General features: G+C 32.6%; 16 protein-coding genes. 1 reads left to right on the top strand and 15 read right to left on the bottom strand.

Annotated elements, in window-relative coordinates; genetic code table 11:
- Positions 1-5: 5 nt before the first annotated feature.
- From BLV84_RS06575 to BLV84_RS06565, 3 genes are read right to left on the bottom strand one after another with little or no spacing between them, the layout of a single operon-like run.
- Positions 6-209: a membrane or secreted protein gene (locus BLV84_RS06575; RefSeq protein WP_093241958.1), complete on the bottom strand. Its 204-nt coding sequence runs from the start codon at positions 207-209 to the stop codon at positions 6-8.
- 22 nt (positions 210-231) lie between these two features.
- On the bottom strand, positions 232-1,242 hold the full coding sequence (murB, locus tag BLV84_RS06570; protein ID WP_093242298.1) for a UDP-N-acetylmuramate dehydrogenase: 1,011 nt from the start codon (positions 1,240-1,242) through the stop codon (positions 232-234).
- Positions 1,242-2,432 (bottom strand): pyridoxal phosphate-dependent aminotransferase, encoded by a 1,191-nt coding sequence (locus tag BLV84_RS06565; RefSeq protein ID WP_093241953.1) that lies wholly within the window; start codon positions 2,430-2,432, stop codon positions 1,242-1,244. The genes murB and BLV84_RS06565 overlap by 1 nt, the downstream gene beginning before the upstream one ends.
- A 210-nt stretch (positions 2,433-2,642) precedes the next feature.
- Between BLV84_RS06565 and BLV84_RS06560 the strand changes: the two genes are divergently transcribed.
- The gene (locus BLV84_RS06560) at positions 2,643-3,101 is read left to right on the top strand and encodes a YehS family protein (protein WP_093241949.1); all 459 of its coding nucleotides are present in this window, start codon (positions 2,643-2,645) and stop codon (positions 3,099-3,101) included.
- Positions 3,102-3,113: 12 nt separating this feature from the next.
- On the opposite strand, the gene BLV84_RS06555 is transcribed toward BLV84_RS06560, so the two are convergent.
- The 12 genes from BLV84_RS06555 to BLV84_RS06500 form a co-directional block, all read right to left on the bottom strand.
- Entirely contained in the window at positions 3,114-3,608 is a 495-nt protein-coding gene (locus tag BLV84_RS06555) for a hypothetical protein (protein ID WP_093241944.1), read from the bottom strand.
- 103 nt (positions 3,609-3,711) lie between these two features.
- Entirely contained in the window at positions 3,712-4,239 is a 528-nt protein-coding gene (locus tag BLV84_RS06550) for a hypothetical protein (protein WP_093241939.1), read from the bottom strand.
- A 3-nt stretch (positions 4,240-4,242) separates the two neighbouring features.
- A complete protein-coding gene (locus tag BLV84_RS06545; RefSeq protein ID WP_093241935.1) occupies positions 4,243-4,824 on the bottom strand; it encodes a PhnA domain-containing protein in 582 nt (193 codons plus the stop codon).
- Positions 4,825-4,889: 65 nt separating this feature from the next.
- Positions 4,890-5,885, bottom strand: coding sequence for a metal-dependent hydrolase (locus tag BLV84_RS06540; RefSeq protein ID WP_093241930.1), 996 nt, complete (start codon positions 5,883-5,885; stop codon positions 4,890-4,892).
- Between the two features lie 34 nt (positions 5,886-5,919).
- Positions 5,920-6,927: a lipoate--protein ligase gene (locus BLV84_RS06535; RefSeq protein ID WP_093241925.1), complete on the bottom strand. Its 1,008-nt coding sequence runs from the start codon at positions 6,925-6,927 to the stop codon at positions 5,920-5,922.
- A 94-nt stretch (positions 6,928-7,021) separates the two neighbouring features.
- Positions 7,022-8,698, bottom strand: a complete 1,677-nt coding sequence (locus BLV84_RS06530; RefSeq protein ID WP_093241920.1) for a sodium:solute symporter family protein — start codon at positions 8,696-8,698, stop codon at positions 7,022-7,024.
- A 107-nt stretch (positions 8,699-8,805) separates the two neighbouring features.
- Entirely contained in the window at positions 8,806-11,286 is a 2,481-nt protein-coding gene (locus BLV84_RS06525) for a PIG-L family deacetylase (protein ID WP_093241915.1), read from the bottom strand.
- Positions 11,287-11,307: 21 nt separating this feature from the next.
- Positions 11,308-11,823 (bottom strand): mechanosensitive ion channel domain-containing protein, encoded by a 516-nt coding sequence (locus BLV84_RS06520; protein ID WP_093241910.1) that lies wholly within the window; start codon positions 11,821-11,823, stop codon positions 11,308-11,310.
- 71 nt (positions 11,824-11,894) lie between these two features.
- Positions 11,895-12,491: a Maf family nucleotide pyrophosphatase gene (locus tag BLV84_RS06515; protein WP_093241904.1), complete on the bottom strand. Its 597-nt coding sequence runs from the start codon at positions 12,489-12,491 to the stop codon at positions 11,895-11,897.
- 90 nt (positions 12,492-12,581) lie between these two features.
- Positions 12,582-13,217: a T9SS type A sorting domain-containing protein gene (locus BLV84_RS06510; protein WP_093241899.1), complete on the bottom strand. Its 636-nt coding sequence runs from the start codon at positions 13,215-13,217 to the stop codon at positions 12,582-12,584.
- 5 nt (positions 13,218-13,222) lie between these two features.
- A complete protein-coding gene (locus tag BLV84_RS06505) occupies positions 13,223-13,483 on the bottom strand; it encodes a hypothetical protein (RefSeq protein ID WP_093241893.1) in 261 nt (86 codons plus the stop codon).
- Positions 13,484-13,669: 186 nt separating this feature from the next.
- On the bottom strand, positions 13,670-14,515 hold the full coding sequence (locus BLV84_RS06500; protein WP_093241888.1) for a UbiA family prenyltransferase: 846 nt from the start codon (positions 14,513-14,515) through the stop codon (positions 13,670-13,672).
- Between the last annotated feature and the right edge of the window lie 18 nt (positions 14,516-14,533).

Here is a 14,533-nt window from a genome sequence, read left to right as displayed (position 1 = left end):
AGTGCTTATTTTTTATCAGAGCCGTCGCAGTCTATTTGTTCCTCAGGAGTTTTTCCACAGAAACTACAAGATTGCCCTTCCTTATTTAAGTAAGGACTTTGACTTGCACATGTTCCTGCAAATTTACCATCTTTTTTACCCCAAATTTTGATTGCAATTCCTGCAACTGCAAGGCCTAATAATACGAGTGTGATTAATAATAATTTCATAATACAAATTTAATGAATCTAACTAAAATATGTTGACTTCTGGTTGTAATTCGATGTTAAAACGCTCTTTTACTTTACTTTGTACAAATTTTGATAAATTGAGAATATCTTCACCTGTAGCGTTTCCATGATTAACAAGAACCAAAGCTTGATTTTTGTGAACTCCTGCATCTTCATCTCGATAACCTTTCAAACCAACTTGATCAATCAACCATCCTGCAGGAATTTTAAAGGTACCATCAGGTAATTCATAATAGCGTAAACTTTCTTTTTCTGATAATTTTTTAAACTTTTCAGCAGAAATAACAGGATTCTTAAAGAAACTTCCGGAGTTACCCAGTTCATTTGGGTTAGGTAGCTTACTTGATCTTATGGTAATCACAGCATCAGAAATATCTTTAATAGTTGGAGATGAAATTGCTCTACTCGCTAATGTTTCTTTGATAGCTCCATAATCAAGTGTTTGTTTGTGATTCTTTTTAGAAAGTCTAAAATTAACACTTGTGATAATATATTGGTCTTTCAGTTTATTTTTGAAAATAGATTGACGGTAACCAAACTCGCAATCTTCAGCTGTAAAAGTTTTAAAATCTGATGTTTGTCTATGAATCGCTCTACAAGACAAAAAATGATCTTTGAGCTCAACACCATAAGCACCTATATTTTGAATGGGAGAAGTACCCACATAACCAGGGATTAATGAAAGATTCTCCAAACCTCCATAATCATGATTGACACAGAACATTACAAATTGATGCCAGTTTTCTCCAGCGGCGACTTTAAGGTCAATATAATCATCAGTTTCCTCAAGGATTTCAATACCTTTTAGATTAATGTGGACAACTGTTTTATCTATGTTTTTAGTGAGCAACATATTGCTGCCTCCTCCTAAAATAAAAATCTCAGACGCGTAAATGCGTCTGAGAACTTCTTGTAATTCTTCTTCTTTTGAAATAGAAATGTATTGTTCTGCAAGAACATTTATTCCAAAAGTATTCAGCTCTTTAAGAGACTTGTTTTTGATGATTTTAATCAACTTTTGTAAGCTTTTAAAGCTTCCTCTAAAATAGAAACAGCATCTAAAATGTGTTTTTCTTCTAAAACGTAAGCAATTCTGATTTGATTTAAACCTGTGTTTGGTGTTGAGTAAAAACCTGCTGCAGGTGCAACCATCACCGTTTTTCCGTTATAATCAAAATCAGATAAAAGCCATTTAGCAAAATCCTCAGCATCATCAACAGGCAATTCTGCAATACAGTAAAAAGCACCCTTTGGCTTTGCTACTTTTACACCTTCAACTTTAGAAAGCGCCTCGATTAAAGTGTCTCTTCTGCTGACGTATTCTTTATTAACTTCCTCAAAATATTCATTTGTCGTGTCAAGAGCAGCCTCACTTGCAATTTGTGCGAAAGTCGGAGGACTTAATCTTGCTTGGGCAAATTTCATGGCTGTTTTCATCAATTCTTTATTACGAGAAACGATACAACCAATACGTGCACCACACATACTGTAACGTTTAGAAACAGAATCAACCATAATGGCGTGATTTTCTAAACCTTCAACATTCATAATCGAGTGATGCTTTGCACCATCATAAGTAAACTCACGGTAAACTTCATCAGCAATGATAAATATATCATGTTTGATCGCTAAATCTGCTAATTGCTGCACTTCTTCCTTTGTGTACAAATAACCAGTTGGATTACCAGGGTTACACATCACAATTGCTTTTGTTTTTGAAGTAATTTGTTCTTCAAATTTTTCAATAGCAGGCAAGGCGAAGTTATCTTCAAAATTTGACTTGACAGCTTTAACAGTCACGTTTGAAGCTGTTGCAAAACCATTGTAGTTTGCATAAAATGGTTCAGGGATGATAATTTCATCACCCGGATCTGTGACACTTCCCATGGCAAACATCAATGCCTCAGAGCCACCTGTTGAAACGATAAGCTCATCTTTCGTAATTCTGATACCATTTTTTTGATAGTATTCAGCAAGTTTAGTTTTGTAAGAATCAAAACCTGATGAAGGACTATAAGATAGGATATCAAGATCATGATTTTTGACCGCATCCAAAGCGTGTTTAGGCGTTGGAATATCGGGTTGACCAATATTTAAAAAATATATTTCTTTGTTTTGAGCCTTTGCTTGTTCAGCATAAGGCGCTAATTTTCTGATTGGAGATTCAGGCATTAAAATACCTTTCTTAGAAATCTTTGGCATCTGTCTGTTTTTATGCAAAAGTGCAAAATATAAATCTATTTCTGAAGCTTTAAGAACAGATATAAATCAGTTTTTAGTCAATATTACCATTTCAGATTGACCTTCTTAACAAATGAAGTTAAGACTTGGAATAAAGTGATCCAATTATTCAATGCAAATCTAAATCTCTATTGAAATTATTAATTTAACTTTGTCAAAAATTCTGATAAAATGACAAATAACGATATTTTGAGACGTCTTCGCTATACTTTTGATTACTCTGATGATCAAATGATCGAGATGTTTGCTCAAGCAGATGCTGAGGTCACTCGTGCTCAAATTAGCGATTGGATGAAAAAGGAAGAAGATGAAGCTTATGTGAATTTATCTGATAAGAATCTGGCAACTTTTTTAAACGGAATGATTAACAAATATCGTGGTAGAAGAGAAGGAGAGCAACCGAAACCTGAGCAAAGATTAGATAATAATTTAATCTTTAAAAAATTAAAGATTGCGCTTAATTTGAAATCTCATGATATTTTGTCATTATTTGAGCTTGCTGAAATGCCAATTACTAAAAATGAATTGAGCTCATTTTTAAGACAAAAAAAACAGCCGCAATATCAGCAGCTGTTAGATCAGTATCTTCGAAACTTCTTAACTGGTTTGCAGCTAAAGCATCGAAAGTAATAATTTTTTAATTTAGAATTGGTAACGTATACCTAAGGCGATATCAAAATCCAAGTCATCATAATGATTTCCGAAACCGATTTCTGGTCTGAAGTCTAGAGATAACATCAATGGAATATCGAAGTTGTATTCGATACCGATATCACCTGCGATTAATGCAAATGTTTCGCTTCCATTATCTTTTAAGTAATAATCGTCTTCATAATCATAAGAACCTAAACCTGCACCAGCACCTGCGTACCAGTTAAATCCGCCTTCAATGTTCCAAACCCATTGGTAAATACCAGCAAGTTTAAAGCCATCATAATGGCTACCGCTTCTTAAACCTAAGTCAATCTCTAATCTGTTGTTTTCAGATAAAGCACGTTGGTATGAAACTTCAGCACCAAAACCATCGTTGTCGCCGATTCTTAAACCTAATGCGTTTTGTGAAATTGTCTGTGCAAATGCACCATTAAATGAGAATGCTAAGATTCCTAAAATTAATAAATTTCGAAAAATTTTCATGATTAATTGTTTTAAGTTAGGCCTCAAAACTATTGTGTATTTTTTAAATTTAAGAATTTAACAAGCCAAATATATCTTAAACTATCTTAAAGCTTGTTAACAGCTAAGTGCTGATTTCAAGCAGTTTTTCAACTAGTTCTTTCTTTTTTTTAATCTTTTTTTCAGAAAATAAACGCGGTGAGTATGGAATAATTTCTAAATAAAACTGATCGGTGTAGGCATGAGGTTTTAAATAATAACCAAAACGCGATGATAATTGAAAGTAGTCAAATTTTTCATGAAACTTATAGGTTCTGTTTTCATGATCGACTACCGTCAGGTGAAAATATTTTTTTAAATTTTCTTGAAACTTGAATGGATTGATGTCAATAGGAGGGAAGTAAGCAATAGATGTTTCAGATAAAGTGGATTTTGAATGATCAGCCGAGGTAATGTATTGGTATCTTTTTCGTGTGCTAAAAATTGTAAAAAGTGTGGTAACTGTTGTGGATGCAATCATAATAACTGCGACCATTTTTAGACTTAAAAAGCTATCTGACCCTAAAACAAATTTTAAGATCAATTGAAAAATGAACAAAACAATTATAGACAATAAGATATGTGCTAAAACTGTTTTAATAACAAATTTCATAACTTAAAGTTTTTTGACAAATTTGGTTAAAATAACAATTTGTTGTCCTTCCAGACGGCCTTCAATTTGTTCTTCATTGTCGTGAACCAATGAAACACGTCTAACAGCTGTTCCTCTTTTAGCGACCATACTTGATCCTTTAACTGGTAGGTCTTTGATTAAAACAACACTATCACCAGCATTGATTTGAACACCGTTACTATCGCGATGTATAACCTCATTAGCCGTTTCTTTTTCATCTTCAAGCGTTGTTTTTGCCCAAGCTAAAGTTTCTTCATCAAGATAAAGCATATCAAGTAAATCTTGCGGCCAACCTTCATTTATCAATTGGTGAAGCATTCTGTAAGCTACAACCTGAACGGCAGGAACTTGGCTCCACATACTGTCATTCAAACAACGCCAGTGATTAGGTTCAATTTTTTCAGAATTTTGTAATTGAGTAAAGCAGGTGTTACAAGTTAAGACAGCATTTTCAGAACTCACTTTTTCAACAGGTGGAACTTCGTATATCTCTAATTGTTCTTTACTTCCGCAGAATTCACATTTAGAATCAGCGCGTTGCATTAAATCTTGCTCTAAGCTCATTTTTACTGAATTTTAAAAATGCAAAGATAACTTAAACTAATAGACTTTATAAGGTTTATAAGAACTTAATTTCCTTTGAGGCGACCCCATAATTCTTTAACTAACTTCTTGCCATCTTCAGGTTTCTTGTCTCGTTCTTTAAAAAATATAGTATCGTTTTTTTCTGAAATTTCGTAACTAAAAACAAAAGTTTTGGCATTAGGCGATAAAGACATCAACCCGAACCTCAGATCGTTAAAATAAAGCTTTTCATTTTCCTTTGAAATGGTAAACCAATTTTCCGAAATTTTGATCATGCGTTGCATTTTGGGCTTATCCTTGATTTCATTAATCAATTCGTGATTCTTTGGGTAACTTTTAAAACTGATAGGTTTAGAATCAAAAAATGAATAATGGCCTATTAAATAAGCGTCATTTGTTTTGACATTTGCCGTCCATAAAACGCTATTAAAAGCACTGGGTTTGGTTTGCATATCAACATAATCTATGTCTTGATTTTTCAGCGCATCTTGAAATTTGAAATAAGTAATTCCTTTTAAAACAAGTGTTAAAGCGAGATATGAAGAGCTAATAATCAGTCCGATTTTATTATACTTTCTTCTTTTAGGCGAACTTCTTTTTTGACGCATTGCCATGATCAGAAATATCAAAAAAGGTAAAGTATATAGTGGATCAATGACAAAAATGTTTTTGTATGCCAATCTTAAATCTAAAGGCCAAAAGAGTTGTGTCCCCCAAGTGGTATGAGCATCAAGAAGCGGATGAGTTACAAATCCCCAGAAAAATAGCCAAGAAAGTTTTTTCCAACTTGCTTGTTTTTCGAATAATGAAAAAAGCCATCCAAATACAGGAGCGAATAAAACAGAAAATAAAATTGAATGCGTAAAGCCTCTGTGAATTTCAAGGGCGGAAACTGTATCTGTAAAGTTAGAAGCAATAACATCAAGATCAGGAATAGTGCCTGCAATAGCACCATAAAGCATCGCGCGATTTCCGATTTGACGTCCAGCAACAGCCTGACCAACAGCGGCGCCTAAAACAATTTGTGTTAATGAATCCATTGTAAAATTCTAAGTGTGCAAAGCTAATTGAATTTTACAACTCGTCTGGACCATATATTAGATTAATAAATTCTTCTTTATCAATTTCTCCAAAATACTCATAAAGGTCGAATTGGTTGATAACTTCAGTGATATCAGATTTCTCATAACGCACATTTTCAAGTGCATCTTCAATTTTTTCTACAGGTTCTTTTCCAAAAAAGTCACCGTAAATTTTCAAGTTTTCAATTTGTCCGCCTTTTCTCACTTTGATGCGTAAATCAATTTCTCCGCCTTTGAATCTTTTAGTACGTTGGATATCAAACTTTGGTGATTTGCCATAGTTCCAATCCCAATTATCGTACTTTTCTTTTTTAAGTTCGTGCACTGCTTTCCACTCATCGTCTGAAAGCTTATATGTTTCAAAATCTGTTTTCTCCTCAAATAGACCATCAAGTATTTTCTGACGAAATTCAGTTGTTGACATGGGCTCTTTTAAAAATTCGGAAATATTTGCAACACGACTTCTAGCAGATTTATGACCTTTAGATTGTATTTTACTCATTTTCACATTTAGCGCTTTCGTCACTTCGCTTAAATCACTATCAAACAATAAAGTACCATGACTAAACATACGCTTAACGGATGAGAATTGTGCATTACCAGAAATCTTTTTGTCATTTGCAACAATATCATTTCTGCCTTTCATTTCAGCAGGAATTCCCATGTCGTTTAATATTTTGACAATAGGTGCAGTAAACTGCTTAAAATTATTGAGTTTATTAAACTCGTAATCTGTCATAAAACTAAAGTTCAGATTACCAAAATCGTGGTAAACAGCGCCACCACCAGAAATCCTCCTGACAACGTGGATGTTATTTGCTTCAATATATTCTTGATTGATTTCTTCTAAAGTGTTTTGATTTCTACCAATAATAATTGAAGGTTCATTGATATAGAACAACAAATAATCAGAATTATTAGAAAAATTACGCAAAGCATATTCTTCTAAAGCCAAGTTGAGTTTTGGATCTGTGACACCTTCGTTATCAATAAAAATCATAGTAAATGTGTTTAAAACTTTGTAGCTGCAATTTAATGAAGTCATTAATTCTAATGAAGATTTTAATCAGCTTTTAGCTTATATTTTAGAAAATCTATAAGGCTTTGGTGTTTCTAAAAATCATTTCCAAAAGAAAAGCAATACTAATAACAAGTAAACACCCGAAAATATTGAGCCATAAATAAGGCATCCAATCGTTAAAATAACCTAGAATAACGATCACTTGCGTTATCAATGCGGCAACAAAAACAGCATTGCTTTTAATAAATTTGATAAAAAATGCCAATAAGAAAATACCTAAAACGTTTCCATAAAAAATAGATCCGATGATGTTGACCAACTGAATGAGATTATCAAATAAATTGGCTGTGCTAGCAATAGCAATGGCAAAAATTCCCCAAACGAGCGTCATCAGTTTTGAAGTATTAACGTAGTGTTTTTCTGATTTACCTTTAATATTACGTTTGTATAAATCTATCGTAGTTGTCGATGCTAAAGCATTAAGTTCAGAGGCTGTTGAAGACATCGCAGCTGATAAAATTACAGCGATTAGCAAACCGATTAAACCTCTCGGGAGGTTGTTAAGTATAAAATGTATAAAAACATAATCTTTGTCGTTTGTCTCTACATTTTCATCTGCTTGATTGATTAATGCAGTTCCAGACTCTCGTATTTTAACTTCTTGTTGGTTTAAGTCTTGAAGTTGATTTTTTTGATCTTGATTCAGTTCATTTTGGGTTTTTAAAAAACTTGTGAGCGTTTTCTTTTCCTGTTCAATTTCTTTAAGTTGATTTTGTAAATCAACGTATTCTTCTTTTTGAGGTGATGACAATACAGCTTCTTCAGCAGCTGGATTAAAATTCAGAGGCGCAGAATTAAATTGGTAAAAAACAAAAACCATAACGCCAACCATCAAAATAAAGAACTGCATAGGTATTTTAAGCATACCATTAAACAGCATTCCCATTTGACTTTCTTTCATGTTTTTCGCTGAAAGATAGCGTTGTACTTGACTTTGATCAGTGCCAAAATAGGAGAGAGCCAAAAAAGTTCCACCAATAAGGCCACTCCAAAGTGTGTAACGGTTATCAAAATCAAAGGACAAATCTATCGCTTGTAATTTGCCATTTGTCCCAGCAATTTTCAAAGCATTTCCGAAAGTAATATCTTCAGGTAAATTATAAATTATCAAGAAAAAAGTTGTGATTAAACCTGCAAAAATAACAGCCATTTGCTGAGTTTGTGTGACACTTACAGCCTTTGTTCCGCCAGAAACGGTGTAAATAATAACCAAAGCACCAATGATGATATTGAGGTAGAATAAATTCCAACCTAAAACTGCTGAAAGGATGATGGAAGGTGCAAAAATGGTGATTCCTGCAGCTAATCCGCGCTGAATCAAAAAAAGCAAAGCGGTTAATGTTCTAGTTTTTAAATCGAATCGACTTTCTAAATATTCATATGCTGTGTAAACATTGAGTTTATGGTAGATTGGTATAAACACCAAACAAATAATGACAACTGCGATTGGTAAACCAAAATAAAACTGAACGAAGCCAATGCCATCATGAAAAGCTTGCCCTGGTGTTGATAAAAAAGTGATTGCGCTGGCTTGGGTGGCCATGACTGATAAACCGACTGTCCACCATCTGGAAGTATTTCCGCCCTTGATGTAATCTTGGACGTTATTTTGTTTCCTAGTCTTATAAACACCATAAATAACTATAAAACTAAGTGTAAAAATTAAAACTAAGCCATCGATTAACTCCATTTTCTATAGGTTAAATGAGTTGGAAAAAATCCACAACAATATGATGTAAATCGTATTTAAAATAAGGACGAGGCTAAATGATCTTCGCCAGACAAATTTATCTCTTTTCATAGGGCTATTAAATTTACAAGGAGTTTATATGCACCTTCTACATTGGCAGGTAATTGTCTAAAAAAACTAATTCCTGTATAAGTCACGTGACCTTTTTTATATTTTCCAATGAGCAAACTTCCTTTTTTTGGAGACTCATCAACATCATTCATACTGAAAATAGGCGTTAAATTTTTATCCCATTGATCAGTAAAATAAAGTCCGCGCTCTTGAACCCAATTTTCAAAATCTTGATCGGAGATTTTATTTGGTTGATGAAGTACAGAATGTTCTGGTTCTAAAATCCTCATTTCTGCATTTTCATCAACTACGCGGTCACGAGAAATTTGAAAATTAAAAGGTTTAAAGTTATCAATTTTTAGGTTGCGGTTTGTATTGTATTGAATGATAAGGTGTCCACCTTTAGCGATAAAATCTTGTAATATTTTTTGCTTAAAATCAATTGATTTTGAGATGTTGTATAATCGTAAACCTGTGATAACAACGTCATAATTCTGAAGTAAACTTGCATTGATATCTTCTAAATTAAAGACGTCAATATCAATCCCTATTGATGCTAAGTTTTCAGGGAGAACTGAACCAGCACCTTTAATGTATGCTACTTTTTTATCAGTTGTTTTGATATTGAATTTGTTAAGTTCTACGACACTTTTTCTGATGATTGTTTGTTCAGGGATATGAGGGTAATCGATTGTTTTTACAACAGAATTATTAATTTTATCACCTGTTTTCATTTCGATTTCTAAAGAAGAGGACGTGGCGTTTTGATTTGGTTTAATTCTAAATTTGAAGGATTTTGATTCGCCTTCATCAAGGGTGTTAATTTTAATTTTTTGTTGATTTATGGTCCATCCAATTGGAGTTTTTATTTCGATCTGAGATGCTTCTTCAATATTTCTAAAAGCTTTTACTGTCACTTGAATTTCCTTTTCTTCAGTATCATTAAAATTTAAAGTTTTTGGATACATTTCAATAGAAACCTCGGGTAGTATTTTGAAATTTTTATAGACTTCACCTAAAGTGGGAGATTTATATTTATAGATTAAATCTTCTTGATAGCTGATTTTTTCTCCGATGATATCAAATATAAATTCAGCTTTTAATTGTTTTGGTGTTTCAGGTAAACCAATTAAACTTTGCTGATTAACATAGTAAGTTCCATTTTTAGGTTTCTGATTCAACCAATAAGGAGAAGAGTAATTCAAAGTATCTTCTATTTTAATGCTTAAATTGCTTTTTAAAACCTGATTTTCTTTGAGTGGCTCAATTAGAGTTGCTCTCTGGTCTTGAATGTCAACTGAATCTAAAGTAATTTGAATCGGACTTCTGTTAATCGCCTCCAGATCGATCTTTATTTCTTCTCCAAGAGTTGCATAATTTTTTTCAGCTTTCGCTTCGATAAATAAACCTAAACAGCTTTTAATCAAATTTTTGATTTCATTACTTTTATGATTGCGCCAATAGAGATCATCAATCTCCTTAATTTTTTTAAAAGCTTGAATCAATTCAGGAACAATGAGCCAAGGCTTTTGATGATCGAATTTTTCTTCAAGCGGATATAAAATCTGACCGATTTCTTTACCGTCTTTTAATCGAGACCATTTTGTATTGATGCCTCCAAATAAAGAATCCGATTGCATTTCTTGGCCTTCTATAAACTCAACGTAAGTCATGTTATCGCCACGAGAACCAATTTGTCCAAAGCCTTGTGATTGATGCTGACTGCGACTTAAAGAAGCAATTTCATTATTTGAAAGACCTAAAAGTGGATAATAAACACCTGTATTAATTTTGATATACTTTGATTTATCTACTTTTTCAAAAGCTTCAGGGCTTCCATAAAAATACCAAGATGTATTGAAAAATAAACGTTTGGGTTGCCAAGCTTCAATTTCTGAAAGTTGTTTAGGATAGATGTTTTCATCTGCTGCTAATGCAAAAGCTTCATGGCTTAAAATCGCAGAAGCTGTGTGATGTCCGTGTGTACTTCCAGAGGTGCGGTGATCAAACCTGTTGATGATAACATCTGGTCTGAATTTTCTGATTGTATAAATGACATCGGCTAATATTTTTTCCTTGTCCCAAATTTTTAAAGTTTCTTTAGGCGTTTTTGAGTAGCCAAAATCGACAGCTCGGCTGAAAAACTGCTCGCCATTATCAATTTTTCTAGCAGCTAGAAGCTCTTGTGTACGTATTAAGCCGAGTTCTTCTCCGAGTTCGTTACCTATTAAATTTTGCCCACCATCTCCTCTTGTTAAAGAAAGATAAGCTGTACGTGCATTGACTTGATTTGAGAAATAACTGATGAAAGCGGTGTTTTCATCATCTGGATGTGCAGCGATATATAAAACATTTCCTAGAAAATTCAGAGATTTTAGCTGTTGAAAAACTTCACCTGAAGTGGGTTTGCTTGGTTGTTGAGCAAAAGTGAATTGTAATAATAAAATGCTAAAAATCAGACTTGCTGAATACTTCATAAAAACTTAATTTCTAAATGATTAAATAACGTCTTTTTCTAAGAGAGAAACAGGCTTTTGTAAAAATAAATTATTTGGATAAGTAATCAATTCATTTTCTTCTGTTCTTAAATGTAGTTGAAAAGCTTTAATGTCCTCAATTACAGCTTCAATTGGGAAGTCTTTATCGTGAATCTTGATTTTGTCGCCAATTTTATAAGGAAAATAAATAAACATAATCACGCCAGAAGTGATATTGCTAAGTACAGACCAAATCGCAAAAAAAGCGACACCGATTACAGCAAAAGTTGATGAAAAAATAAGCGCAACATCCGTGTAATCAATTCCCCATATCAACATAGCAACAAATAGGGTGGTGATGAGAAGCAAAACATTGACATAGCGAATAATTTGTCTTGACCTTGCTTCATTTTTTTGAGTTTTACGTGCGATTTTAAGCGTAGAAGTTTTAATAATTAAGCGTAGAAGCAGCATAATTATGACGACAGCTAAAGTAATTAGGCTGGGTTTTAGAAAAGTTGAAATAGGTTCAGACATTAATTTTGATTGAAATCCAAATGTAAATTTATAAAAATATGATTGATAAATACGAAGGCTGAAATTTAAATCTAATCCATTGATTTAAGGAGTTTTTCAAACGCCTCATAGATTTTAAGAGTTGGTAAGCCCATAACATTATAAAAAGATCCTTCAATTTTAGTCACGCCAATTTGCCCAATCCATTCCTGAACGCCATAAGCGCCAGCTTTATCGTAAGGTTTGAAGTTGTTGACATAATATTCAATTTCAGATTCACTTAAATCTTTAAAAAAGACTTTGGTGACACCGTAAGTAGAAATCAATTGATCACTAGTTTTTAGGCAAACTGATGAAATGACTTCATGTGACTTTCCTGAAAGACTTTGAAGCATTTCCTTAGCCTCCGTTGAGTTTTTAGGTTTCCCTAAAGCTTTATTGTTATGCCAAACAACTGTGTCACCAGTAATAACGATCTCTTTTTGATTTACCTCAAAAGCCTTAGCTTTAAGTTCTGCCAAGAAGATAGCAATTTCTTCTCTTTTTAAATGATCAGGATAAATCTCATCAACAGGCATGGTTTTAACTGAAAAATCCAATCCTAACTCTTTTAAAATAGATTGACGACGTGGCGAAGCTGAACCAAGGATGATCTTAAATTGATTTATTTTTTGAATAACAGTAGACATGATTTATTTTTTGAAACAAAATTATATAAAAAAGCAGCATTTATAGAAATAATGCTGCTTTGATCGTCAAATTAGTTTGATTGTGAAAAGTTAATCCTTTTTGATAAACTTAAAAGTTTTTGTGCTTTGATCTGTTGAAACTTTAGCGATGTAAACGCCTGATTTTAAACTTTCAATATAGATTCTTTCCTTTTTTGAATTTAAGTTTTTTGAAATAACTTCTTGACCTAAAATATTATAAATCAATATATTTTTTAAAGAAGAGTTATTCTGAAGATGTAAATTGTTTTGATTGACATAATGAATAAAATCACCTTTGTCAATTTGATTTGTTTTTAAGGTGTTTTCTGAAGTCACAATATTATCAGCATAACCTTTACCATTGCTTGTTTTTAAAAACCCATAACCCGTAAATTCCGATAAATTTAAAGATCCTGTATAAAGTAAATCGCCGTTGAGATAATAAAGCGTTTCTTGGTTGACGAAATCAAAAGCCATTTTAAGATTGTGAAACATGTCGTTTTCAATTTGCATATCAACAGCAGTTGAGAAATCTGACATTTCAACAATTAATAAACGTTCATCTGAAATAGCCATTGCTGCGCCAGGTAAAGCTTCGGTACCCATTTCTCCATAAATGTAGAAATCAATTTCGCCGCCATTACTAGATGAATCAAAATATAAATCAGCAGAAATTTCATAAGAGTCTGGATTTGAAGGGGCCAAATTGCTTATGTTTTAATCGGTCCAGCAATACTGCCTCCAGGTATAATTCCAGTTTGATCAACATCGAGTTTAAGAGCGTAACTTCCTTCAGAGGCTTGCTCATCCGAAATAGTGTAAGCTGCAGAAATAAAGCTGAGGACTTCCCATCCATTTTGGCCATTAATCTCTCCTAAGCTATAATTATCGCTTGCTTCAAAAGAAGTGTCTTGAGCGTAAATATTTGTCGCAAACAAAATTGCTAATAATGGAAGTAGAGTTTTATTCATTTTTTAATTTTCGACCTAAAATATCAAAAGTTTTGATATTAAGTGCTTGTTGAATATGTTTTTTCGAAAAATAATTTAAAGTTTTTCTTAAATGAAGATAGGTTGCTTTAGTGGTCTAAAGTCAGATGTATGTTCTTCTTTCATTTGATAGAATTTACTTTTATCTATAAATTTTAGTCTATTGAATTAAAACCAATGAAATAGTAAAATACTTAGTAAACCAAATCCTGCATGAATCTTTAAAGCAAAACTAATGCGAGAATAATCTTTTTTAAATTTTGACTGACTGATTAAATATGCAATGATAACTGAAGGAATGATCACAAATAAATAAGCAGAAAAAAGTAAATATGCATTCTGTAAAAAGTAGAAAGTGTAAAAAAGTATGCTCACAATTGAGCTGATCATCATGATAAAAAATGATATATTTTTGCTACGCTCTTTACCAATTAGGATGGGTAAAGTATCAAGGCCAATAGCATAATCACCTTTGATATCTTCCATGTCTTTAATAATTTCTCTGACTAAATTAATCAGAAAAGAACTCAAGGCAAAGAAATAGAGAATACGTGTTGGATGACTCTCGAAATTAAGTAAATCAATTTCAAAACTCGGGTAAATTAAAATGGCAAGACTAATCAATAAGCTTGTTGCTAGGTTTCCTAATAATAATCTTTTTTTTAGATGTGAATTATAAAAATGAAGCGTAACCACTGCAAAAAAATAAGAAAATAAAGCAAACCAATTTGAATAAATTATGGAGATAAAACTACCTGATATAAAACCGGTTATTAACAAACCAAAATACAGCTTTTTAAAGTGTGGGCTATTTAAAAGCGAAATATGCTTTTTCGTTTTTTGATTAATCGCATCCGTTTGAATATCATGTTTGTCATTGATGAGATAACCCGCAGCACTTACCGCCAATAAGGATAAATTAATCAAAAGGAAAATAGAAAAAGAGATGTTTTGCTCAACTTTAAAAGTAGAAAAAAAAGACCAATAAATCAAACACGCTGTCAAAAACAACATGAAAAGATTTATGGGTCT

This window comes from Psychroflexus halocasei, from assembly GCF_900107595.1.
GTDB lineage: Bacteria > Bacteroidota > Bacteroidia > Flavobacteriales > Flavobacteriaceae > Psychroflexus > Psychroflexus halocasei.
The sequence above is the reverse complement of the archived record's forward strand: the minus strand, read 5'-3'. Positions and strand labels throughout refer to the sequence as shown.

Bases quoted from the DNA above. Each gene is read 5' to 3' on its own strand.
- BLV84_RS06575 (WP_093241958.1), bottom strand. From the start codon at position 209: ATGAAATTATTATTAATCACACTCGTATTATTAGGCCTTGCAGTTGCA.
- BLV84_RS06565 (WP_093241953.1), bottom strand. From the start codon at position 2,432: ATGCCAAAGATTTCTAAGAAAGGTATTTTAATGCCTGAATCTCCAATC.
- BLV84_RS06560 (WP_093241949.1), top strand. From the start codon at position 2,643: ATGACAAATAACGATATTTTGAGACGTCTTCGCTATACTTTTGATTAC.
- BLV84_RS06555 (WP_093241944.1), bottom strand. From the start codon at position 3,608: ATGAAAATTTTTCGAAATTTATTAATTTTAGGAATCTTAGCATTCTCA.
- BLV84_RS06550 (WP_093241939.1), bottom strand. From the start codon at position 4,239: ATGAAATTTGTTATTAAAACAGTTTTAGCACATATCTTATTGTCTATA.
- BLV84_RS06545 (WP_093241935.1), bottom strand. From the start codon at position 4,824: ATGAGCTTAGAGCAAGATTTAATGCAACGCGCTGATTCTAAATGTGAA.
- BLV84_RS06540 (WP_093241930.1), bottom strand. From the start codon at position 5,885: ATGGATTCATTAACACAAATTGTTTTAGGCGCCGCTGTTGGTCAGGCT.
- BLV84_RS06535 (WP_093241925.1), bottom strand. From the start codon at position 6,927: ATGATTTTTATTGATAACGAAGGTGTCACAGATCCAAAACTCAACTTG.
- BLV84_RS06530 (WP_093241920.1), bottom strand. From the start codon at position 8,698: ATGGAGTTAATCGATGGCTTAGTTTTAATTTTTACACTTAGTTTTATA.
- BLV84_RS06525 (WP_093241915.1), bottom strand. From the start codon at position 11,286: ATGAAGTATTCAGCAAGTCTGATTTTTAGCATTTTATTATTACAATTC.
- BLV84_RS06520 (WP_093241910.1), bottom strand. From the start codon at position 11,823: ATGTCTGAACCTATTTCAACTTTTCTAAAACCCAGCCTAATTACTTTA.
- BLV84_RS06515 (WP_093241904.1), bottom strand. From the start codon at position 12,491: ATGTCTACTGTTATTCAAAAAATAAATCAATTTAAGATCATCCTTGGT.
- BLV84_RS06505 (WP_093241893.1), bottom strand. From the start codon at position 13,483: ATGAATAAAACTCTACTTCCATTATTAGCAATTTTGTTTGCGACAAAT.
- BLV84_RS06500 (WP_093241888.1), bottom strand. From the start codon at position 14,515: ATGTTGTTTTTGACAGCGTGTTTGATTTATTGGTCTTTTTTTTCTACT.